This window comes from Desulfovibrio sp. TomC (assembly GCF_000801335.2).
In the GTDB taxonomy this organism is placed as follows: Bacteria; Desulfobacterota; Desulfovibrionia; order Desulfovibrionales; family Desulfovibrionaceae; genus Solidesulfovibrio.
This window is the reverse complement of record NZ_JSEH01000001.1, coordinates 122,221-143,390: the sequence shown is the minus strand read 5'-3', so window position 1 is coordinate 143,390 and position 21,170 is coordinate 122,221. Positions and strand designations below refer to the sequence as shown.

The window sequence follows — 21,170 nt, the reverse complement described above, 5'->3', positions numbered from 1 at the left end:
AGGAGCCAGACACACGATGATGTCCCAGGACGACCCCCATCGCCGAGCCTATCTGGAAGAGGCCCGGGAGCTCTTGTCCGACCTTGAAGCCTCGCTTTTGGAGTTGGAAAAGATCCCTGACGACACCGATCTGCTCCATAAAATTTTCCGGGCCATGCACACGATCAAAGGGTCCGGGGCCATGTTCGGCTTCGACGACATCGCGGCGTTCACGCATGATGTTGAAACCATTTTCGACCGGGTGCGAAACGGCCAGCTCGGCGTCAACCGCCAGTTGCTTGATCTTTCCTTTCATGCCTGCGACCACATCCGGGCCTTGCTCGAACCCGGGTTGGACCAGGACGCGGCCTTGGCTGCCCAGGGGCGCACCCTCCTTGACGGTTTTCATCAGTTTGCCGGAGAAGACGCGGCCGAACCCGTAGTCGCCGCCGCCCAGACACCCCCGTCAGCCGAGGAGCTCTCCGGCTGCCGACCGCTTATTTACCGACTGCGGCTCAAGCCCCATTCGGACATGTTGACCACAGGGAACAATCCGCTGCATCTGATCGAGGACGTCAGTGCCCTGGGTGATTGCCGACTGTTCCTCCACGCCGAAGCCCTTCCGTCGCTCGACGTCCTGGAACCGGAAGTCTGCGTCGTGTGGTGGGACTGTGTGCTGCGAACCACGGCCGGGCGCCAGGAGATCGCCGATATTTTTGTTTTTGCCGAAGACGAGTGCGACCTGACCATTGATGTCCTGGATAACGGCTGCGCCGAGGACGGAGAGCAGGCGCACAAGCTTTTGGGGCAGATCCTGGTCGAACGTGGCGACATCACGCCGGAGGATCTGAAAGCGGCTCTGTCTGTCCAGAAACGGCTGGGCGATATTTTAACGGACAAGGGGCTGGTGCGTTCAACCCAGGTAGCCTCGGCTCTGGCCGAGCAGTCTGCTGTGCGCGATTTGCAGCAAAAGCCCCAGTCCGAGCGCCAGGAAAAGACTTCCAGCATCCGGGTGGCTGCTGACAAACTTGACTTCCTCGTCGATCTCGTGGGCGAACTGGTCATTGTCCAGGCCCAGATCCGTCAAGCCGTGGACGAACGGGGCGACCTCTACCTGCGAAGTCTGGCCGAGCACCTCGAACGCCTGAGCGACAGTCTGCGCGATTCCACTCTGTCCATCCGCATGGTGCCCATCGGGGCCACCTTCGCCAAATTCCGCCGTCTGGTACGCGATCTCTCCGCCGAACTCGGCAAGGATATCGAACTTGTCACCAGTGGCGAGGAAACCGAGCTCGATAAAAACGTCATTGAGCGGTTGGGCGATCCTCTTGTTCATCTGCTGCGCAACAGCATCGATCACGGCATTGAGCAACCAGCGGACCGTCGGGCTGCCGGCAAAGCCCTGGCCGGCCGTATCCATCTCACCGCCGCCCACGCCGGCGGGGAGGTGGTCATCACGGTGGCCGACGACGGCGGCGGGCTTGACGCTGTCCGTATTCGCGCCAAAGCCGAACAGCGCGGCCTTATCGCTCCAGGAGCGGATCTATCACCTAAGGAACTGTATCATCTCATCTTTCAGCCTGGATTTTCCACAGCTTCGGCCGTCACCAGCATCTCCGGCCGCGGCGTTGGCATGGATGTGGTCAAACGGGCCATCGATTCCCTGCGGGGCAGCGTGGAAATCGACTCCGAACCCGGCCAGGGCACGTCCATCATTGTCCGCCTGCCCCTGACTCTGGCCATTATTGATGGTTTGCAAGTGCAGGTGGCCGGGGAATACTATGTCGTGCCGCTGGCTTTGGTTGAAGAGTGTGTGGAAATTGCCCGACAAGACAATGGGACCGAACGGCACATCGTCAATATGCGGGGTGAAGTGGTGCCGGTGATGCGGTTGCGCGATCTTTTCAACTTCGACGGCGACGCCCCGGCTATTGAACCCATTGTGGTGGCCAAAGTCGATGGAGAACGTATCGGCATTGCAGTGGACCGGGTGGTTGGCGAACACCAGACCGTTATCAAAAGTCTGGGGAGACTGTACCGCGACGTCAAAGAATTTTCCGGAGCCACCATTCGGGGGGACGGCTCCATGGCCCTGATCGTGGATGTGCCCTCCCTGGTGCGCCGGGCCGCCGGAACCGATTTGCGTGGCATTCGGTGATTCCTGTCATGGGTTGCCAAGCAGCAACACATGGGCAAGGCAGGGCTGCTGCGCACACCTGACAGGCGGCACATTCGCTCATTTTGGCAACACCGCGAGGGCGGGAGGAAGATATGGCCGAGGCCCCAACCACCAATGACAACCAGTACCTGACGTTTACCCTGGAACGCGAACTGTTCGCGTTGGACATCGCTTCAGTGCGTGAAGTCCTCGAACTCGTCAACATTACCAGGGTTCCTCGAACCCCCGAGTATATCCGTGGCGTGATCAATCTGCGCGGGCGAGCCGTACCGGTGGTGGATCTTAAGATGAAGTTCGGTCTGGGCGCCACCCAGCGCACGGTTAACACCTGTATCATCATTGTCGAAGTGTCCCTGGACGGCGAGGGCACGGTGCTTGGGGCTTTGGCCGATTCCGTACAGGAAGTCTATGAAATGGATACAGGGCAGATCGAGCCGCCGCCACGTATGGGAACACCTATCCGGGCCGAGTTCATCCGGGGCATGGGCCAGTCCGGCGAACAGTTCATTATTATCCTCGACATCAGCAAGGTCTTCACCTCCATGGAATTGGCCGGGCTGGCCCAGGCCCTGGGCGATGCCGGCCCGGAGGCCGGGGAGGCTTGCGTTTCATGACGCCGACTGCCGCTGCCGGCCGGACGTCCGGGCTGGTCGCCATGAGCGACAAGGAATTCAAACGGTTAAGCGAGTTTATTCATACCGAGGTCGGCATCAAACTGCCGTCGTCGAAAAAGGTTATGGTCGAAGCGCGGCTGCAGAAACGTCTGCGACTGCTCGGTAAGGCCCATTATCGCGACTATTATGAATACCTGTTTAGCCCAGAAGGACTTGAGGAGGAACTTGTCCACCTCATAGACGTCATCACCACCAATACGACCGAGTTTTTCCGGGAACCGCGCCACTTCGAAATCATGAACGAGCAGACGCTGCCGCTTTGGCGCAGCGAGAACGGCTCCGGTCGTCCTTTTCGATTGTGGAGTGCCGGGTGTTCCACGGGTGAGGAACCCTATACGCTTTGCATCGTGCTCTCCGAGTTTGCGGCCCGTTCACCGGGATTTCGTTTCAGCGTCATGGCGACGGACATCTCCACCCGGGTGCTGTCCATGGCTAAAAATGGCGTTTATCCCGAGGAGCGTCTGGCCAAAATGTCCATGGAACTCAAGCGGCGCTATTTTTTGCGCAGCAAGGACCGGGCCAAGAGACTTGTGCGCGTGGCTCCGGATATTCGTCGCATCATTGATTTTCGTCGTCTTAATTTTATGGAATCATTCGCCTTCCCAGAACCACTTGACACCATTTTTTGTCGCAACGTCATGATCTATTTTGACCGGGCCACCCAGGAACGTCTCCTGCAGAAGTTCTGCACCCAACTTCTGACAGGGGGCTTCCTGTTTATCGGGCATTCTGAAAGCCTGACCGGTATGGACTTGCCCTTGCGCCAACATGCCCCGACGGTATATAGAAAAATATAAATCTCCGAACAATTGCTCCAAAGAGGTCCTGCGTGAAACAGACCATCAAGGTCCTGGTGGTGGACGATTCCGCCTTGGTGCGCCAGACCCTGACCGATATTTTGTCTTCGGATCCGGAAATCGAAGTCATCGGCGCTGCAGGCGACCCCTATGCCGCAGTCAAGCGCATGGAGATGCAGACCCCGGACGTCATCACCCTGGATATTGAAATGCCGCGTATGGATGGGCTGACCTTCCTGCGCAAAATCATGACCCAGCATCCCATCCCTGTGGTTATCTGCTCCACGCTGACCGAATGCGGCTCGGAAACCACGCTGCGGGCCATGGAATACGGGGCCGTTGACATCATCCTCAAGCCCAAACTCGGCACGCGACAGTTCCTGGAAGAATCACGCATCCGGGTAGTGGATGCGGTCAAGGCTGCGGCCGGGGCGCGTCTGAAAAAGATGGCCGCGACCGGCCCCATGAAGGTCACCCCCAAGCTCTCGGCCGACGCCATGCTGCCCGGTCCAACGGGCAAAGCCATGTTCCAGACCACTGAAAAGGTGGTGGCGGTGGGCGCGTCCACCGGCGGCACCGAGGCCCTGCGCGAATTCCTCGAAGCCATGCCCCAGGATTGCCCCGGCATTGCCATTGTCCAGCATATGCCGGAGCAGTTCACAGCCGCTTTTGCCAAACGCCTGGACGGCATCTGCCGCATCACGGTCAAGGAAGCCTCCGACGGCGACACCATCCTGCGCGGCCAGGCGCTCATTGCCCCGGGCAACCGCCATATGCTGCTTAAGCGCAGCGGTGCGCGTTATTTCGTGGAGGTCAAGGACGGGCCGCTGGTGCGTCGGCACCGGCCCAGCGTCGATGTGCTCTTTCGCTCCGCTGCCCGCTACGCCGGCAAAAACGCCGTTGGCGTCATCATGACTGGTATGGGGGATGACGGAGCCGCCGGAATGCTTGAGATGCACGATGTCGGAGCCTACACCATCGCCCAGGACGAAGCTTCGTGCGTGGTGTTTGGAATGCCCCAGGAAGCCATCAAGCTTGGCGGCGTGGATAAGATCATGGGCCTTGGCGGCATTGCCTACGAAGTGGTCCGGGCCTGTGCCGGCTAGACCTGCTTTTGTTTTTGCCTGCCAATGCGCCCTGCAGACGGCTTTGCGAGAAGTCCTGGCCGTGACGAGGAAAAGTTGTGTCCATAGCGGATGAGATCGAAACGAAATTTGCCGTCAAATCCTTTACTCCGGTGCGCCGGTCATTGGTGACGGCCGGCGGTGTGCGGCTGTCGCGGCGCTTCGAAGAAAACGTGGTCCTTGACGACACGGCGGCGACCCTGCGCGGCCGGGATGTCCTGCTGCGCATCCGGCGCGACGCCGTCTGCAAAGTGACTATCAAAATGCCGGCCGAGGCTCCCGGACACAGCGGACTCAAAATCCGCCGTGAGATCGAAACCGAGGTGGCCGATCCGGCTGCCCTGGAAGCCATTTTCGCAGCCCTGGGCTATGTCCCGTTTCTGCGCTACGAAAAAGTCCGGGAGACTTGGCAGGCCGGCGATGCCCTGGTCTGTCTGGATGAATTGCCTTTTGGCCGTTACCTGGAAATTGAGGGACCGGCCGAGTCCATCCCGATTCTGGCCGGCCGCCTGGGCCTGTCCATGACCCAGGCCCTGCCCGAGACCTACCACGAATTGCACCAAGCCTATCGTAGGGAACGCGGCCTGCCGCCGGATATGAGTTTTGTCTTCCCGCCCGATACCCGTCGAAAGATTCTGGTCGACCTCGCCGAATCGCTCTGAAAGCACCAGCAATTTCAGTTCCCTGGCAACCCTGTTGTCAGTCGCTGCGTTTTTCCGTAGGCCAGAGCATGGAGTCGGGGTCAAGGGCGCAGGCATGTGCTCCCCCTCGACAGTCCGCCACAGCGACTTATATATCTCCGAGGTCGGGAAATCGGGACTTTTCCCGGCATTCCACCATCTGGAAGAGGTGACGGCAGTTCATGACCCATCCCATGTATGAAGACCAGCCCGATATGGGCGTCAGTGTTGAAGACGAAGTCCGTGAACCAAAGCAATTCAAGGTCATGCTGCACAATGACGACTACACCACTATGGAGTTCGTGATCTTGGTGCTCGTCAACGTGTTTCGCAAAAACGAGAATGAAGCCACGCAGATCATGCTCAATGTCCATAACAATGGCGTAGGGATATGCGGCGTGTATACGGCCGAGGTGGCAGAGCTCAAGGTCTCGCTTGTCCACCGCCTAGCCAAGGAAAGCGGCTACCCCCTGCGTTGCAGCATGGAAGAGGTTTAAATGCTCAGTAAAAAACTCGAACGGGTATTGACCAGCGCCGTTAAAGAGGTCAAGCGCCGCCATCACGAGTATCTCACCCTCGAGCATCTGCTCTATGCCATGCTCCTGGAAGACACTGGACGGGATATCCTGGTCCATTGCGGCGCCAATGTGGTTCGCCTCAAGCATCAGCTTGAGCGGTTTTTCACCGATCATATGGAAACCCTGCCCCAGGACACCAACTCCGAAGTGGTGCAGACCCTTGGCGTGCAGCGTGTGCTGCAACGGGCCATCATGCAGATGCAGTCTTCAGGCAAGCAGCAGGTGGAAGTCGGCGACGTGCTGGCCGCCACCTTTGACGAAGAAGACTCCTACGCCGTTTACTACCTGAAGTCGCACAACATCTCCCGCCTGGACGTGCTGGAATACATCTCCCACGGCGGCGGCAAGGAAACGGCTTCCGAAGGCGGAGACAGCGGCAGCGAGGAACAACGCGAGGGCAAGGCCGGCGGATCGGCCCTGGAGCAGTACACGGTTGATCTGGTGGCCAAGGCCAGGAAGGGCGAGATCGATCCGCTCATCGGCCGCGACCAGGAATTGACTCGCACCATCCACGTGCTGCTGCGGCGTCGCAAGAACAATCCCATCTTCGTCGGCGATCCCGGCGTCGGCAAGACCGCCCTGGCCGAGGGGCTGGCCCTTCGCATCGTCAATGGCGACGTGCCGGAGAGCTTCCGGGATACGCTCATCTACGCCCTGGATATGGGGGCGCTCCTGGCCGGCACCAAGTATCGGGGCGACTTTGAACAGCGGCTCAAGGGCGTGCTCTCGGAACTGGAGCAGAAGCCCGGGGCTATTCTCTTTGTCGACGAGATTCACACCATCGTCGGGGCCGGGGCCACCAGCGGCGGCACCCTGGATGCTTCCAACATTTTAAAGCCCGTGCTCGGCTCGGGCAAGTTGCGCTGCATCGGGTCCACGACCTACGAAGAATACAAGAACCATTTCGAAAAGGACCGGGCGCTTTCCCGCCGGTTCCAGCATATCGACGTGGCCGAACCAACCGTGGAAGAGGCCGTCGAGATCGTCAAGGGCCTTCGCAGCTACTACGAAGCCCACCATGGCGTGCGCTATACTCCGGCTTCCCTGCGTGCGGCGGTGGAGCTGTCTGCCCGGCACATCAACGACCGCTTCCTGCCGGACAAGGCCATCGACGTCATTGACGAGGCCGGGGCCGTGCGCAAACTGGCCGGCACCGAGGCCAAGGGCGCCATTGGCGTGGCCGAGATGGAGAAGGTCGTGGCGGCCATGGCCAAAATTCCGGCCGCCCGGGTCACGTCCTCGGACAAGGTGCGCCTGGAGAACCTGGAAGGGGAGCTTAAAAACCTCGTCTTTGGCCAAAACGAGGCCGTGGACGGCATTGCCAAGGCCATCCTTCGCGCCCGGGCCGGGCTGGCCAATGCCGGCAAGCCTACGGGTTCGTTCCTGCTGGCCGGTCCGACCGGCGTTGGCAAGACCGAACTGGCCAAGCAGCTGGCTGCGGTGCTCGGCATCAACTTCGTGCGCTTTGACATGAGCGAATACATGGAGAAGCATGCGGTGGCCCGGCTCATCGGTTCGCCTCCGGGCTATGTCGGCTTTGAGCAGGGTGGCCTTTTGACCGACGCCATCCGCAAGCATCCCTATTCGGTGCTTTTGCTCGACGAGATCGAGAAGGCGCACCCGGATATGTTCAGCATCTTGCTCCAGGTGATGGACTATGCGACCCTGACCGACAACAGCGGGCGCAAGGCCGACTTTGGCCACGTGATCCTGCTTATGACCACCAACGCCGGAGCGCGCGAGATGGCGGCCAAGAGCATCGGCTTTGGAGCCAACAAGCCGGGCGAGGCAGCGGACAAGGGCAAGAAGGCCATCGAGCGGCTGTTTAGTCCCGAGTTCCGCAACCGCCTGGACGACATCATCAGCTTCAAGCCCCTGGTGCCTGAGGTCATGGACCGCATCGTCCATAAGTTCATCCGGGAGCTCAACACCCAGATGGCGGAAAAGCGCGTGTTCGTGCGCCTGACCCCGGCGGCTGCGGCCAGACTGGCCGAAAAGGGTTTTGACGCCGACTACGGCGCGCGCCCCCTGTCCCGGGTCATCCAGGTGGAGATCAAGGACACGCTGGCCCAGGAGATGCTCTTCGGCAAGCTGCAAAAGGGCGGCGAGGCGGTTGTGGACGCCGCGCCCGAGGGAGCGCCCGAGCTGTTCAGCTTCACCTTCTCCAGCCGCGCCCCGCGAAAGACCGTGGCCGAAGCGGCTGACGCCGCCGACGCCAGCTAGGGCGCGGGAACGCGAGAAGGGATTAGGAGGGAAGAAGCCTCCGGCGGCCGGGAGGGGCTCAGCCCCTCCCGGACCCTCCCGAAAGGGGGGACGGAGGAAGCTTCCTCAAATGTCAAACCAGCCTGAAGCCAGGATCGCTGCCAGTCGGCGGTCCTGGCTTTTTTATGGCGGCAAGCCGGTGTCTGGACCGAACTTGGTCCGTCGTCCGACCTTGCCCCGGGGCCTTTGACGGCCTATGGAGACCCATGCCTGTTTTCGCTCTCATTGACGAACCGATCTTCCCCAAGCCGACCCTGGCCGAGCCGGGCGGACTGCTCGCCGTTGGCGGCGACCTCAGCCTTGAGCGGCTCCTGGCCGCCTATCGCCGGGGCATTTTCCCATGGTATGACGCCGAGAGTCCCATCCTCTGGTGGTCGCCGAACCCCAGGCCCATCCTCATCCCCGGGCAGGTGCATGTGTCGCGGCGTTTGGAACGCACCCTGCGCTCAGGGAAGTTCCGGGTGACGCTCGACACGGACTTTGGCGGCGTCATTCGCGGCTGTGCCGAGATGATGCGCGCCGCCGACAACGGCACCTGGATCGTGCCGGAAATGATCGAGGCCTATGAGCGTTTGCACTGCGCCGGCTACGCCCACAGCGTTGAAGCCTGGCAGGACGACGAACTGGTCGGCGGGGCCTACGGCGTGGCCATCGGCAAGGCCTTTTTCGGCGAATCCATGTTTCACCGCGCAACTGATGCGTCGAAAGTGGCGTTTGTGACGCTGGCGCGGTTTCTGGAGCGGCAGCATTTCCACTTTATCGACTGCCAGCAGACCACCGGCCATCTGTGCCGCTTTGGAGCGCAGGAAGTGACGCGCAATGAGTTTTTAAAGCGGCTCGAAGTGGCGCGGGAAGAAGCAGGGATGGTGGGGAAGTGGGAGTTGGCGGGGCAGGAGGCTGGTGCGAATTAGGGGAGGGCGGGTGTTATGCCGGTTTTGGCGCAGAGGTCGAGATAGTCGTCGACGGCTTCAATGAAAGCGGCCTGGGCTTCTTGAAGAGTATCGCCGTGGAAGCCGATGATGTGCGGGATATTGGCGATATGGCCGACGAAGCAAATTCCAACTTGGCGGTAGTAAATATTTAGTGGGGATTTCCCTGATCATTCACTGCTTATTGTTCGGTATTCGTCTTCTCACTTTCCAGGGAAAGGAATTTCCTTTGAGCACTAGATAATGACGGTAAATCAGAATCCATTTTCCAAATAGATTCGAACAGTTTTCCTAAGCTCTCCATAAGTCGCACAGCGTTGTCTGTCAGTGGCTTTGTGTTCACCCCGAATTCATGAAGCAAAATTCCAAACTTAGCAATGCCAGAGAATAACACTTCTCTATTTGGAATTTTCTTGTGAAGCTCTTTTTGAAGTAATTCAAGCTTTTCAAGCAATCTGCGTTTATGCTCATCGTCATAATCTGTTGTTTCTTTGATTTCCTTCCGTAAAGAATTAATTGTTTCTTGAATTAAATTAATTGTTTCTTTTGGAATAATTTTCCCGGTCTGATGTAAATCAAAAGCTTCTTTTACTCTTATTTCACTGACCTTCCTTTTTACAAATAGAACAGCCTCACTAAGTTCATAGGAAACGGCACTGTAATCATTTATTGAAATATCGATATCAAGGTCTGAGTGCTTTAAAACGGTTGCAAGAAGATTGAAGAAGTCGAGTTCCTCGTCATACTTTACCAAAGTATTATTATCATAATAATCAAGCAGATATACAAGCGAATCAAATGGGTCAGACGGCATGTGGTGAAATATTGTGTCAATCATAATGATTCCTAATCTTTTATGTGTTACAAAATACTTATCTACATATGTAAGTTTATCGCACTTTGCAATCCGGAGTCAACGCCAGCGTTATCTGTTTACTAGCCGTTTCTCCCCCACCAACTTCCTGATCTTCTGCTTCTGGAGCGCAATAATCGCCTTCAGCCGGACGTACTCTTCCTTGTAATAACGCAACTCGTCCTCCGGGCTGGCGTACGAATCCAGCCCGTTGAAATCTTTCTGCGTTGAGCGAACTTGCTTTGGCTTCTGGTGTTGCGAATCGTCTGTCATAGCTTGCGTCCTTGGGAGCGTTTCCAGAGTTTGTCAGCGCCCGGGGCAATGGTACGGCCTAAGCCTTTGCCCGACTATCCACCCACTTGGCCACGCGGATCGGCTCAAAGGCCCGCATCGTCGCAAGCAACCCTTCAGGCGTGTCCGACGACAGCACCAAGCCCTTTTGCGTTTCCTTTAAAAAGCCTTCGCCGGCCATGCGGTCCACGAACTGGAGCAGGGGGGAATAGTATTCCTGGACATTGAGCAGGCCGCAAGGCTTTTCGTGCAGGCCAAGCTGCGCCCAGGTGATGATCTCGCAGAATTCTTCAAGGGTGCCCATGCCGCCGGGCAGGGCGATGAAGCCATCGGCCAGCTCGGCCATGCGGGCCTTGCGTTCGTGCATCGACGACACCACATGGAGCTCAGTCAGCCGGGGGTGGGCCAACTCCTTGCGGCGCAGAAAATCCGGCAAAACGCCAACAGCCTTGCCGCCGGCCGCCAGCGTGGCGTCGGCCACAGCGCCCATAAGCCCGACGCAGGCCCCGCCGTAAACAAGGGTCAGGCCCTCGGCTGCCAGTAACCGGCCCAGGGCATTGGCCGTTTCCACATAGGCCGGATCGGCCCCGGACGCTGAACCGCAGAACACGCATACGCTTTGCATCAAAGGACTCCGCAACAGGAGGCCGCCTTGGGCAGCCTCCTTGCTAAAAAAAGACTCAGGGAAAGGTGAAACAGTCGAAACGAGCTACTCCAGGCCCGCGATGATGGGCTTGTGCTGGCTCAGATCGTAATAGCCGCGCACCGGGAAGGGCAGGGTATAATTGGGAATCTTGTCGAAATGGATAAACCCGATGTCCTTGCCCTCGGCCAGCTCGGAAAGCGCGACCAGCCCGAGCGGGACCGGGATATTGAGCGCGCAGGCATGCACTTCCGACACCTTGTCCTGGTAGCGGGTCCTGATATACTCGACAAGGGCGTCGCGCTCTTCCTCGGTGAAGGACTCCAGCAGTACCCGGCGGCTGCTTTCAAAGCTGACCGGCAGGTCCGGGTCCACAGGGTCGCCAAGCAGCACGTTCCAATCGTAAATTTCAACCTCTTCCGGGGCCCACTCGGGACGGAACAGGTGGACGTCGACGTCCTTGCGGCCCTTGAAGCTTTTGATGACAATGGACACAGTCCAGGCCCGGTCCACAGGCAGGTTGAAATCAGCCGGAACGACATCGATTTCCATGAGGCGTCTCCTTGCACGGATAGGCTGTCCCCGGTCCGGTGCGCGGCCACCGGCCCGGACGCCACGGGGTTTTTTGCTTTTATTGGGTCGACAAGGATTGTAAAAGAAAACACCATGCATTTCCAGCTTGAATCCGAATACGTCCCGCGCGGCGATCAGCCCCGGGCTATTGACGAATTGGTGGCCAATCTCGACCAGGGCGTGCCAAGCCAGGTGTTGCTCGGCGCGACCGGCACGGGCAAAACCTTTACCATGGCCCAGGTCGTGTCGCGGCTTAACCGCCCGGCCCTGGTCATGGCCCCCAACAAGACCCTGGCCGCCCAGCTCTACAGCGAGTTCAAGGGGCTGTTTCCCCACAATGCCGTTGAGTATTTTGTCAGTTATTACGACTATTATCAGCCCGAGGCCTACCTGCCGCGCACGGACACCTATATCGAGAAGGACGCCTCAATCAATGACGACATCGACAAGCTGCGCCATGCCGCCACCCATTCACTCCTGACCCGAAACGACGTGCTGATCGTGGCCTCGGTGTCCTGCATCTACGGCCTGGGGTCCCGGGATTACTACGAGCGGATGGTGCTGACGCTGACGGTTGGCGAAAAAGTCGGCATGGAAAAGGTGCTCGGCCGGTTGGTGGAAATTCAGTACGAGCGCAATGACTACGATTTCCACCGGGGCGTCTTCCGGGTGCGCGGCGACGTCATTGAGCTGATCCCGGCCTATAGCCGTGACCGGGCGTTGCGGCTGGAATTTTTCGACGATGAACTCGAAGCCATTCTGGAGACCGACCCGCTGACCGGCGAGGTGGTCGGGTCCATGGAAAAGGCCATCATCTTCCCGGCCAGCCACTATGTATCGGACCGCAGCAACCTAAACCGGGCCGTGTCCGACATACGCGAGGAACTGCGCCTGCGCCTGACTGAGCTGCGCGAAGCCAATGATCTGCTCTCGGCCCAGCGCCTGGAAATGCGCACCATGCAGGACCTGGAGATGATTGAGGAGCTTGGCTACTGCAACGGCATCGAGAACTATTCCCGCCACCTCGACGGCCGGCGGGCCGGCGATCCGCCGTACACGCTGCTCGATTACTTCCCCAAGGATTTCATCCTGTTTGTGGACGAATCCCACATCACCGTGCCCCAGGTCGGCGGCATGTACGCTGGCGACCGGTCGCGCAAGCAGACGCTGGTCAACTACGGTTTCCGGCTGCCCTCGGCGCTGGACAACCGGCCGCTGCACTTCGAGGAATTCCTCGGCCGCATCGGCCAGGCCGTCTACGTTTCGGCCACCCCGGGCGACTGGGAGGTCAATCGCAGTGAAGGCGTGGTGGTGGAGCAGATCATCCGGCCAACCGGCCTGCTCGACCCCATCGTGGAAGTGCGGCCGACCAAGGGGCAGGTGGACGACCTCATGGGCGAGTGCCGGCAGCGCATGGAGGCCGGCGAACGGGTGCTGGTCACCACCCTGACCAAGCGCATGGCCGAGGAATTAAACGAATATTTCAATTCCATGGGCGTCACCTCCCGCTATCTCCACTCCGACATCGAGACCCTGGAGCGAGTGGCCATCATCAAAGCCCTGCGCCAGGGGGAATTTGCCGTCCTGGTCGGCATCAACCTCCTGCGCGAAGGCCTGGACATACCGGAAGTCTCCTTGGTGGCCATACTGGACGCAGACAAAGAGGGCTTTTTGCGCTCGGTCCGCTCGCTCATCCAGACCTTTGGCCGGGCCTCGCGCAATGTTGACGGCCGGGTCATCCTCTACGCTGACACGATCACCCGATCCATGCGCGCGGCCATGGACGAGACGGCTAGGCGTCGGGAAATGCAGGAGGCGTCAAACCTCGAAACCGGCGTGGTGCCCCGGTCCATCGTCAAGACCATGGACAGCGTGCTCGACAGCCTGTACCAGGGCGGACAATCCGGAACGACGTATGCCTCCGCGGGCAGCGGCGGGGGCGGCTATGCCACCGGCGGCAAGGGACTGGCGGCCGGGACTTCGGTGCGGGAAGAGGCCGAGGCCTACGGCGACCTGTCGAAAAAGGGCATGGAACGGAAAATCAAGATGCTGGAGCGGGAAATGCGCGAGGCAGCCAAGGCCCTGGAATTTGAGAAAGCGGCCCAATGCCGCGATCAGGTGGCGCTGTTGCGCCAGCGCCTGCTGGAGCTGGGCTAGTGTGGCGCGCCTTACTCGATATCGGCGTATTTTCTGAGAAAAAAGCAATGTTAGAATGTTGTCCTGTATGTTCGAGTGAACGAGTTTCGAGGACACGACACTAGTATGCCCCACCGTTCCCTGCGTTTTCGCAGCAAAGCCGCGCGCCTCACCCATCGCCTCGGGACCTGGGGACCGCTCATCGGCGGCTTCATGGCCCTGTCCCTGGTCTTTGTCTGCGGCCTGATCGGCTACATGAAGGTGGAGGGCTGGAGCTTTTTCGACAGCCTCTATCAGGTCGTCATCACCCTCTCCACGGTCGGCTTCCAGGAAGTCTACCCCCTGTCCCGCAACGGCCGCATCCTGACCATGGTGCTCATTGTGTCCGGCGTGGGATCGTTTGCCTATCTGGTCGGTTCCTTCACCCAGGTGCTGGTGGAGGGCCGGTTGCAAAAATATTTCGGGAGACGGCGTATGCAAAAGATCATCGACGGTCTCAGCGACCACGTCATCATCTGCGGCTACGGCCGCATCGGTTCCATCGTGGCCCGCGAGATCCTGGCCGAAAACGTGGCCGCCGTCATTGTGGAGAGCAACCCCGAAGTCATTCGATTGCTTGATGAGCAGGGCATCCCCTACGTGTCCGGCGACGCCACGGCTGACGAGGTGCTGTTGGCTGCGGGATTGGAGCGGGCCAGGACGCTGGTTGCGGCGCTGACCCAGGAAGCGGCCAATGTCTACGTGACCCTGACCGCCCGCCAGCTCAACCCCGCCATCCGCATCGTGGCCCGGGCCGACGCCCAGAGCCATACCCAGCGCCTGCAACGGGCCGGGGCCGATCAGGTGCTGGTGCCGCATATGTACGGCGGCGTCCGCATGGCCCAGTCCGTGCTGCGCCCGACGGTCACGAGTTTTCTGGAGCTGGCCGGCCGTAGCGGGGCCATTGATCTGCAGATGGAAGAGTTGCAGGTGACGGCCTCGTCGGAAATCGCCGGATGCAATCTTATCGAATCGAAAATCCGCCCCCGCTTCAATCTCATCATCATCGCCATCAAGAAGGCGGCCGGCGAAATGATTTTTAATCCCCAGCCCCAGGAAGTCCTGGAGGCCGGGGACACCATGATCCTGGTTGGAAAGAACGAAGGCCTGGACGGGTTGCGGGCCATTTTGTGAAAGCGCCCGAGGTCGAGGTGGTGGTGGCCCGCTACCGCGAGGATGTGTCCTGGACCACGCGCCTGGGCCTGCCGGTTGCGATCTATGACAAGTCCGGCCAACCCGGCGAACTGGCCCTGCCCAATCTCGGCCGGGAGAGCCACACCTATTTGACTCACATCGTTCGGCGTTATGACGCCCTGGCCGGGTATACGGTCTTTGTCCAGGCCGCGCCCTTTGAGCACATGCCGCCGGGGACCACGCCCGAGCGCTTGGCCGAGCGCATCCGTCAAAACGTCCGTCTGGGGCTGGGCTTTACCGGATTTGCCTTTTTCAAGCTCAAATGCGACCGCCTGGGGCGTCCCCACGCCATGGCCGACGCAACCCTGCACGGCCATCGGCCCGGCTTCGGCCAGGACATTCCGGTTGGCGCGGTGTACGAACAACTCTTCTTTGGCCCGGTCCCGGAGCGATTTCTGGTCACCGCCCCGGCCGGCATGTTTTTTGTGGCCCGGGAGCGCATCCTGGCCCGGCCCCTAGCTTTTTACCGGCGCGCCCTGGAGATCGTCACCGCCGATCCCGATGACGCCGGCAACACCGGTCACGCCTTTGAACGGCTGTGGCAGGTTGTTTTTAATGGCGATACCCGGCTTAACCGAGAACAAGATCAATAGCTCCGAGGATATGTCCGTGTCTAATCTGAGTATTGCCGAGCAGTTGCGCGAGTTACGCGAAGAAATCCATTATCACGACCACCGCTATTACGTCCTAGACGATCCGGAAATTACTGATACGGCCTATGACGCTCTTTACCGGAAGCTCCAACTTCTTGAAGAAGCCCATCCAGAGCTGGACGATGCCAATTCACCTACCAAACGAGTAGGTGGAGCTGTACAAGACGGTTTTATCTCACGTCCACATAGACTGCGCATGTACAGTTTAGACAAGGATATAACTTATGAAGGCTGGACTAATTTTCTGGCTAGAGCGGAAAATAAACTTGAAATAGGTGAAATACAATTTTCCAAATCTGCATTTTGGGTAGACCCGAAATTCGACGGACTAGCACTAGAGATAATTTATGAGAACGGAGTCTACTCCAAGGCATTGACACGCGGAGATGGATTTGTTGGTGAGGATGTAACAGAAAATGTGCGAACGATTCGCCATGTGCCACTTGATTTGCGGGGACATGCTAAACGTCATAAAATTCCAATCCCAGACATATTAGAAGTTCGTGGAGAAGTTGTTTTTACTCTGCAAGATTTTTTTATTTTAAACGAGAGTCAGCGTAAGGGCGGTCATAAGGTATTTGCTAATCCAAGAAATGCTGCAGCAGGCTCTGTGAGACAGCTAGATCCCAAAATAACGGCTAGTAGAAAGTTAAGTTTTTTCCCATATGGAATTGGACTTGTTCAATGGGGAATTGTAGACAATGCTTGGAATAAGTATGAATCAATAATGGAATTTTTAAAAAAATACGGATTTAAAGTTAATAGATTGTCAAAGATTCTTCCGTGTAAAGATGTATATGAATATTATCAAGAGATATTACACAAGCGCCATAAGCTCGAATTTGAAATTGATGGTGTCGTTGCGAAGATTAACGACCTTGCCCTCCAGAGCGCACTTGGTTTCACTGATCGCCACCCGCGATTTGCCTTTGCCCTGAAATTTCCGGCCCACGAAGGCGAAACCGTGTTGCGCCAGATCGACGTCCAGGTAGGCCGCACCGGGGTGCTCACCCCGGTGGCCATCCTGGAGCCGGTCAGTCTGGCCGGGGTGACCGTTGCCCGGGCCACGCTGCACAATGAGGACGAGATCAAGGCCAAGGATTTGCGGGTCGGCGATACGGTGGTAGTGCGCCGGGCCGGGGACGTCATCCCGGAAGTGGTGCGGGTGGTTGAAGACAAACGCCTGCCCAATGCCGAACCCTTCGATTTCCCGCACATCTGTCCGTCCTGCCAGTCGCCGGCCGTGCGCGGCGAGGGCGAGGCGGCCTGGCGCTGCGTCAATCTGGCCTGCCCGGCCATGCTGCGGCGCGGCATCAGCTATTTCGTGTCCAAGTCGGGCCTGGACATCGAGGGCCTGGGGGCCAAATGGGTCCAGGCGCTCATCGACCAGGGGCTGGTCAAAACCCCGGCTGACCTGTTTCGCCTCACCGAGGCCGATCTGCTTCCCCTGGAGCGGATGGCCGAGAAATCGGCAGCCAATTTCGTGGCGGCCGTGGAAGCGGCCAAGCATTCCGCCACCTTGCCCCGCTTGATCGCTGCCCTCGGCATCCGGCAGGTGGGCACGCGCACGGCCCGCACCCTGGCCGAGCATTTCACCGACCTCGACGCCCTGGGCGCGGCCACGGTTGAGGACCTGACCTCATTGCCGGACGTCGGTCCGGAAGTGGCTGGCTCTATTCGGGAATTTTTCGACAATGCCGAGAACCGCCATCTGCTGGAGCGCTTCCGGGAAATCGGCCTGTGGCCGGTCAGCGTCATCAAATCGACCGATTCGGCCGTCCCGGCGGCAGTAACGCCCTTCACCGGCAAGCGATTCCTCTTTACCGGCGCGCTGCCGGACATGGCCCGGGACAAGGCCCAAGCCCTGGTGGAAGGGGCCGGCGGCAAGGTGGTCGGGTCGGTGTCCAAAAAGCTCGACTATCTGGTGGCCGGGGCTGACCCCGGCTCCAAACTGGCCAAGGCCCAAGTTCTTGGCGTCGCCGTGCTGTCGCCGGAGCAGTTCGCCGCCATGCTGGCTGAGCTCCCGGGGGAGACCCAAACGCGCAAATCCCTGCTCGACCCGTGACCCTGGCCAAGACCGTTGGCCGGCCCTACAACGAACGGAAATCCAGCAGTACCTTCATGGCTCCGGCCCGGGCGGCATGGTCCAGGGCCTCGGCAACTGCTGTGAACGGGTAGGCCGCCTCGACCAGCGGCAGGACATCGACCAGCCCGTCTTTGAGATAGGCGGCGGCCAGGCGCAGATCACCGCAACGGGAGCCGACCAGACTGATTTCGTCCACCACCACCTTGGCCATGTTCAGGGTAGTCGGGGCAACGGTGGTGGTTTTAAGGACAACGGTCCCTTCCGGCCGCACCAGGGCCAGGGCCGTTTCCAGCCCCTGGGGCCGACCGGTGGCCTCGATGACCACGTCAAAGAGGCCAAACTCCCGGCGAAGGCCGGCCACGATGGCCTCGGGGTCGCTCCCCTGGCGCACGGCCACGCCCTGGACAGCAGCAATGGCCAGCTTGCTTTCGTGCTTGCCGGCCAGGACAATGTCCGGCACAAGCCGGCGCAGGGCGCAGGCCGTCAGGATGCCGAGCTTGCCGTCGCCAAGGACCAGCACGGATTGTCGGGCGGTCAGGTGGAGTTGCTGTCCCGGCTCCAGGGCGGCAGCCAGCGGCTCCAGAAACACGGCCTGGGCATCGGACACGTTGTCCGGCACAAGCTGGATGGTGTGGGCCGGCATGGCCAGGAACTGGGCAAAGGCCCCGTCCTTGCCGGCAATGCCAAGCGTCGTACGGTTGGGGCAGTGCCGGGCATCGGCTTTGCGGCACACCGGGCACACGCCGCAGCCGATATTGATGTCGGCCGCCACCCGCCGGCCAAGCAGCTGGGGGCTTCCCGGGGCGGCAACGACCCGGCCGACGAACTCGTGGCCCGGGATGCCGGCAAAACCCATGTATCCGCGCAACAGTTCCAGATCGGTGTTGCAGATGCCGGCCAGATGCACCTCGATCAGCACATCGTCCGGGCCAAGCGTCGGTTCGGGCCTGTCCGACAGGCGGGCGGAACCATTTTCGAAGATGACGGCCTGCATGGGCGCTCCTTTGGGGCGGTTAGTGTGGCCCGAGCATAGCCCACGGACGGGACTTCATCAAACGCTTCCGTCCTTGCACCTTGACCCGACGGGCCAATTGGCCCATGCAATACACTACTGAGGTACCATGAACGATACGGAAGCCACGACGCCCTTTGAGGCTGTATATGATGCCGCTGCCGATGGCCCTGGAGCCCGCCTGGACGTGTTCTGGAGCGCCCGGCTGGCGGCTGAAGACATTTCCCGGGGCAAGATTCGCACGGCCATCGAGGCCGGGCTGGCCGCCATTGACGGCACGGTCTGCCGCAAGCCGGGCCAGAAGCTGCGCGGCGGCGAAACCCTGACTCTGACCTTGTCGCCAACCCCAAGCGAAGCGGTGGCCGAGGACGGAGCCCTTGGCGTACTCTACCACGACGAACACCTGCTCATTTTGGACAAACCGCCCGGCCTGACCATCCACCCGGCCCCGGGACTGCCCGACGGCACCCTGGTCAACCGGCTGCTGCACCATTTTCCGGACATGCGCCGCATGGCCGGACACCGTCCCGGCATTGTCCACCGCCTGGACAAGGATACCAGCGGCCTGCTGCTGGTGGCTCTCACCGAATCCGCCCGGTTGGCCCTGGCCGCCGACTTTGCCGCCAGGCGCGTGTCCAAGACCTATCTGGCTCTGGTCCACGGCCGCCCGGCCCGGCCCGAAGGGACCATCGAGCTGCCCATCGGCCGTGATCCCAAGCATCCGACCCGCATGGCCGTGGTGGAAAAGGGCGGACGTCCGGCCAGCAGTTCCTGGAAACTGGTCTGGAGCGCGCCGGACGCCTCGGCCAGCCTGCTGGAAGTGGCCATCGCCACCGGCCGCACCCACCAGATCCGCGTCCATATGGCCTCCATGGGCCACCCCATTGTTGGCGACGTGGTCTACGGCGCGCGCCAGCAGGCCGAATGGACCCGACGCGGCGGGGCCGTGGCCAGACTGGCCACCCGGCAGATGCTCCATGCCTGGAAGTTGTCCTTTACCCATCCGGCCACCGGCGAGGCTATGGCTTTTCGCCTGCCGCCGCCCCGGGATTTCTGGCGGCTGCCGCTCATCCTTGGCCGACGCTGCCAACGCGTGGGCCTGGTGGGCATGCCGGGCTGCGGCAAATCCACCTTGCTTGATCATTTCGCTGCGGCCGGCTTCCCGATTTTTTCAGCCGATGCGGCCGTGGCGCAGCTCTATGCCCCGGGGGGCGACGGCGCGCATATGCTGTCGCGGCGCTATGGCGAACAGGCCCTTGCGGCTGATGGGTCGGTGGACAAAATCTGGCTCGGCCGCAACATGGCCGAAAGCGACCGGTTTCGCCGCGAGGTGTGCGAACTGATCCATCCGCTGGTCAAGGGCGAGCTGACTGGTTTTACCTCTGCCCAGGCCGGAAAGCGGGCAATTTTTGCCGAAGTGCCGCTGCTTTTTGAAGCTGGCTGGCTGCCGGGCGAGATGGTGGACATGGTTGTCGGCGTTCGTTGCGACGATGCGGTCCGGGCCGCGCGGCTGGCAGCCGGACGCGGCTGGTCTGCGGAACTGACCAGCCGTATGGACGGCTGGCAATGGCCGCAAGACAAGAAACTGGCCAAGTGCCGGTTCGTGGTGGACAACGCCGGCACCGCCGGGGACTTAGCTTCGGCCGGAGACCGGGTGCTCGCCACCCTGGCCGACCTGCGACGCCAGGACATGCGGCGGCGACTGGCTGCGCTGGCTGCCGCCGGCTATGCTCCGGAGGGGGGGGAGGGGATACCGAGGCCATGATTCCGCTTCGAGACAATGTGCCAAGCACCCGGCCGCCGCTGGTGACCTGGACCCTGATCGGGCTGTGCACGGTAACCTTTCTTTACCAGCAACTGCTGCCGGACCGCGTGCTCTTTGAGTTCATGCACCTCTACGGCGTGGTGCCGGTCCGGTTCACCAATCCGGTCTTGGCCGCCCATATCGGTTACCCGAAAGGCGGCTGGACAGCGTTTCTGACGTACATGTTTCTGCACGGCGGCTGGCTGCACTATCTGCTCAACATGTGGGTGCTGTGGATATTTGCCGACAATGTGGAGGAAGCCCTGGGGGCCTTGCGGTTCGTGGCTTTCTATCTGCTGTGCGGGCTTGGCGCAGCCCTGGCCCATGTGCTGTTCAACCCGGATGCCCTGATGCCGGTCATTGGGGCGTCCGGGGCCATCGCCGGGGTCATGGGCGGCTATTTCCGACTGTTTCCCAAAGCCCGGGTGGTGACGCTTATTCCCATCATCATCATTCCCTGGATCGTGGAACTGCCGGCCGTGGTTTTTCTGGGCGTGTGGTTTTTGATGCAGCTTCTTTCCGGATTGGCCGGAACAGTCTCCGAGGGGCAGGCGGCCAGTGTGGCCTTTTGGGCCCATGTGGGCGGCTTTGCCACCGGGCTGGCCCTTGTCCGGGTGTTTTTGCCCCCGGGATGCAAGTTTTGTTTCGACCCGTCGGTTCGGCGTTACGACCGGGAATAGACCG

At 60.2% G+C, this 21,170-nt stretch carries 19 protein-coding genes; 14 read left to right on the top strand and 5 right to left on the bottom strand.

Going from position 1 to position 21,170, the window contains the following annotated elements:
* Positions 1-16 precede the first annotated feature (16 nt).
* The 8 genes from NY78_RS00715 to aat all read left to right on the top strand — a co-directional run bounded on the left by NY78_RS00715 (position 17) and on the right by aat (position 9,184).
* Entirely contained in the window at positions 17-2,137 is a 2,121-nt protein-coding gene (locus NY78_RS00715) for a chemotaxis protein CheA (protein ID WP_043630506.1), read from the top strand.
* A 113-nt stretch (positions 2,138-2,250) separates the two neighbouring features.
* Positions 2,251-2,772, top strand: a complete 522-nt coding sequence (locus tag NY78_RS00710; protein ID WP_043630504.1) for a chemotaxis protein CheW — start codon at positions 2,251-2,253, stop codon at positions 2,770-2,772.
* A gap of 41 nt (positions 2,773-2,813) precedes the next feature.
* Positions 2,814-3,629 carry a CheR family methyltransferase gene (locus NY78_RS00705; RefSeq protein WP_231583662.1) on the top strand — a complete coding sequence of 272 codons (816 nt, stop codon included), beginning with the start codon at positions 2,814-2,816 and terminating at the stop codon, positions 3,627-3,629.
* Positions 3,630-3,661: 32 nt separating this feature from the next.
* Positions 3,662-4,735, top strand: coding sequence for a protein-glutamate methylesterase/protein-glutamine glutaminase (locus NY78_RS00700; protein WP_043630500.1), 1,074 nt, complete (start codon positions 3,662-3,664; stop codon positions 4,733-4,735).
* Positions 4,736-4,812: 77 nt separating this feature from the next.
* Positions 4,813-5,415 (top strand): class IV adenylate cyclase, encoded by a 603-nt coding sequence (locus NY78_RS00695; protein WP_043630498.1) that lies wholly within the window; start codon positions 4,813-4,815, stop codon positions 5,413-5,415.
* Between the two features lie 212 nt (positions 5,416-5,627).
* On the top strand, positions 5,628-5,930 hold the full coding sequence (clpS, locus tag NY78_RS00690) for an ATP-dependent Clp protease adapter ClpS (RefSeq protein WP_043630846.1): 303 nt from the start codon (positions 5,628-5,630) through the stop codon (positions 5,928-5,930).
* Entirely contained in the window at positions 5,931-8,234 is a 2,304-nt protein-coding gene (gene clpA / locus NY78_RS00685; RefSeq protein ID WP_043630496.1) for an ATP-dependent Clp protease ATP-binding subunit ClpA, read from the top strand.
* Positions 8,235-8,479: 245 nt separating this feature from the next.
* Complete coding sequence (aat, locus tag NY78_RS00680; protein WP_043630495.1) at positions 8,480-9,184, top strand: leucyl/phenylalanyl-tRNA--protein transferase; 705 nt, start codon at positions 8,480-8,482, stop codon at positions 9,182-9,184.
* 199 nt (positions 9,185-9,383) lie between these two features.
* Here aat and NY78_RS00670 read toward each other — a convergent pair whose 3' ends face one another.
* The 4 genes from NY78_RS00670 to NY78_RS00655 form a co-directional block, all read right to left on the bottom strand.
* The gene (locus NY78_RS00670) at positions 9,384-10,040 is read right to left on the bottom strand and encodes a hypothetical protein (RefSeq protein WP_043630491.1); all 657 of its coding nucleotides are present in this window, start codon (positions 10,038-10,040) and stop codon (positions 9,384-9,386) included.
* Positions 10,041-10,127: 87 nt separating this feature from the next.
* Positions 10,128-10,328, bottom strand: a complete 201-nt coding sequence (locus tag NY78_RS00665) for a hypothetical protein (protein ID WP_043630489.1) — start codon at positions 10,326-10,328, stop codon at positions 10,128-10,130.
* Between the two features lie 58 nt (positions 10,329-10,386).
* A complete protein-coding gene (locus NY78_RS00660) occupies positions 10,387-10,971 on the bottom strand; it encodes a TIGR00730 family Rossman fold protein (RefSeq protein ID WP_043630487.1) in 585 nt (194 codons plus the stop codon).
* 84 nt (positions 10,972-11,055) lie between these two features.
* Positions 11,056-11,541, bottom strand: coding sequence for a hypothetical protein (locus tag NY78_RS00655; RefSeq protein ID WP_043630486.1), 486 nt, complete (start codon positions 11,539-11,541; stop codon positions 11,056-11,058).
* Between the two features lie 114 nt (positions 11,542-11,655).
* On the opposite strand from NY78_RS00655, the gene uvrB reads away from it, so the two are divergent.
* The 4 genes from uvrB to ligA all read left to right on the top strand — a co-directional run bounded on the left by uvrB (position 11,656) and on the right by ligA (position 17,649).
* A complete protein-coding gene (gene uvrB / locus NY78_RS00650; protein WP_043630484.1) occupies positions 11,656-13,719 on the top strand; it encodes an excinuclease ABC subunit UvrB in 2,064 nt (687 codons plus the stop codon).
* Positions 13,720-13,824: 105 nt separating this feature from the next.
* Positions 13,825-14,871 (top strand): potassium channel family protein, encoded by a 1,047-nt coding sequence (locus tag NY78_RS00645; protein WP_043630482.1) that lies wholly within the window; start codon positions 13,825-13,827, stop codon positions 14,869-14,871.
* On the top strand, positions 14,868-15,524 hold the full coding sequence (locus tag NY78_RS00640) for a DUF3431 domain-containing protein (RefSeq protein WP_043630480.1): 657 nt from the start codon (positions 14,868-14,870) through the stop codon (positions 15,522-15,524). Before NY78_RS00645 ends, NY78_RS00640 begins: the two co-directional genes overlap by 4 nt.
* A gap of 10 nt (positions 15,525-15,534) precedes the next feature.
* Positions 15,535-17,649, top strand: a complete 2,115-nt coding sequence (ligA, locus tag NY78_RS00635) for an NAD-dependent DNA ligase LigA (protein WP_043630479.1) — start codon at positions 15,535-15,537, stop codon at positions 17,647-17,649.
* Positions 17,650-17,674: 25 nt separating this feature from the next.
* Here ligA and NY78_RS00630 read toward each other — a convergent pair whose 3' ends face one another.
* Positions 17,675-18,664 carry an MDR/zinc-dependent alcohol dehydrogenase-like family protein gene (locus NY78_RS00630; protein WP_043630477.1) on the bottom strand — a complete coding sequence of 330 codons (990 nt, stop codon included), beginning with the start codon at positions 18,662-18,664 and terminating at the stop codon, positions 17,675-17,677.
* Positions 18,665-18,791: 127 nt separating this feature from the next.
* On the opposite strand from NY78_RS00630, the gene coaE reads away from it, so the two are divergent.
* The gene (coaE, locus tag NY78_RS00625) at positions 18,792-20,447 is read left to right on the top strand and encodes a dephospho-CoA kinase (RefSeq protein ID WP_043630475.1); all 1,656 of its coding nucleotides are present in this window, start codon (positions 18,792-18,794) and stop codon (positions 20,445-20,447) included.
* Complete coding sequence (locus tag NY78_RS00620) at positions 20,444-21,166, top strand: rhomboid family intramembrane serine protease (protein ID WP_043630473.1); 723 nt, start codon at positions 20,444-20,446, stop codon at positions 21,164-21,166. Before coaE ends, NY78_RS00620 begins: the two co-directional genes overlap by 4 nt.
* Positions 21,167-21,170: the final 4 nt, after the last annotated feature.

What these genes read in the sequence shown, in the direction of transcription:
- NY78_RS00715 (WP_043630506.1), top strand. Translation starts at nt 17, where the DNA reads ATGATGTCCCAGGACGACCCCCATCGCCGAGCCTATCTGGAAGAGGCC.
- NY78_RS00710 (WP_043630504.1), top strand. Translation starts at nt 2,251, where the DNA reads ATGGCCGAGGCCCCAACCACCAATGACAACCAGTACCTGACGTTTACC.
- NY78_RS00705 (WP_231583662.1), top strand. Translation starts at nt 2,814, where the DNA reads ATGAGCGACAAGGAATTCAAACGGTTAAGCGAGTTTATTCATACCGAG.
- clpS (WP_043630846.1), top strand. Translation starts at nt 5,628, where the DNA reads ATGTATGAAGACCAGCCCGATATGGGCGTCAGTGTTGAAGACGAAGTC.
- clpA (WP_043630496.1), top strand. Translation starts at nt 5,931, where the DNA reads ATGCTCAGTAAAAAACTCGAACGGGTATTGACCAGCGCCGTTAAAGAG.
- aat (WP_043630495.1), top strand. Translation starts at nt 8,480, where the DNA reads ATGCCTGTTTTCGCTCTCATTGACGAACCGATCTTCCCCAAGCCGACC.
- NY78_RS00670 (WP_043630491.1), bottom strand. Translation starts at nt 10,040, where the DNA reads ATGATTGACACAATATTTCACCACATGCCGTCTGACCCATTTGATTCG.
- NY78_RS00665 (WP_043630489.1), bottom strand. Translation starts at nt 10,328, where the DNA reads ATGACAGACGATTCGCAACACCAGAAGCCAAAGCAAGTTCGCTCAACG.
- NY78_RS00660 (WP_043630487.1), bottom strand. Translation starts at nt 10,971, where the DNA reads ATGCAAAGCGTATGCGTGTTCTGCGGTTCAGCGTCCGGGGCCGATCCG.
- NY78_RS00655 (WP_043630486.1), bottom strand. Translation starts at nt 11,541, where the DNA reads ATGGAAATCGATGTCGTTCCGGCTGATTTCAACCTGCCTGTGGACCGG.
- uvrB (WP_043630484.1), top strand. Translation starts at nt 11,656, where the DNA reads ATGCATTTCCAGCTTGAATCCGAATACGTCCCGCGCGGCGATCAGCCC.
- NY78_RS00645 (WP_043630482.1), top strand. Translation starts at nt 13,825, where the DNA reads ATGCCCCACCGTTCCCTGCGTTTTCGCAGCAAAGCCGCGCGCCTCACC.
- ligA (WP_043630479.1), top strand. Translation starts at nt 15,535, where the DNA reads ATGTCCGTGTCTAATCTGAGTATTGCCGAGCAGTTGCGCGAGTTACGC.
- NY78_RS00630 (WP_043630477.1), bottom strand. Translation starts at nt 18,664, where the DNA reads ATGCAGGCCGTCATCTTCGAAAATGGTTCCGCCCGCCTGTCGGACAGG.
- coaE (WP_043630475.1), top strand. Translation starts at nt 18,792, where the DNA reads ATGAACGATACGGAAGCCACGACGCCCTTTGAGGCTGTATATGATGCC.
- NY78_RS00620 (WP_043630473.1), top strand. Translation starts at nt 20,444, where the DNA reads ATGATTCCGCTTCGAGACAATGTGCCAAGCACCCGGCCGCCGCTGGTG.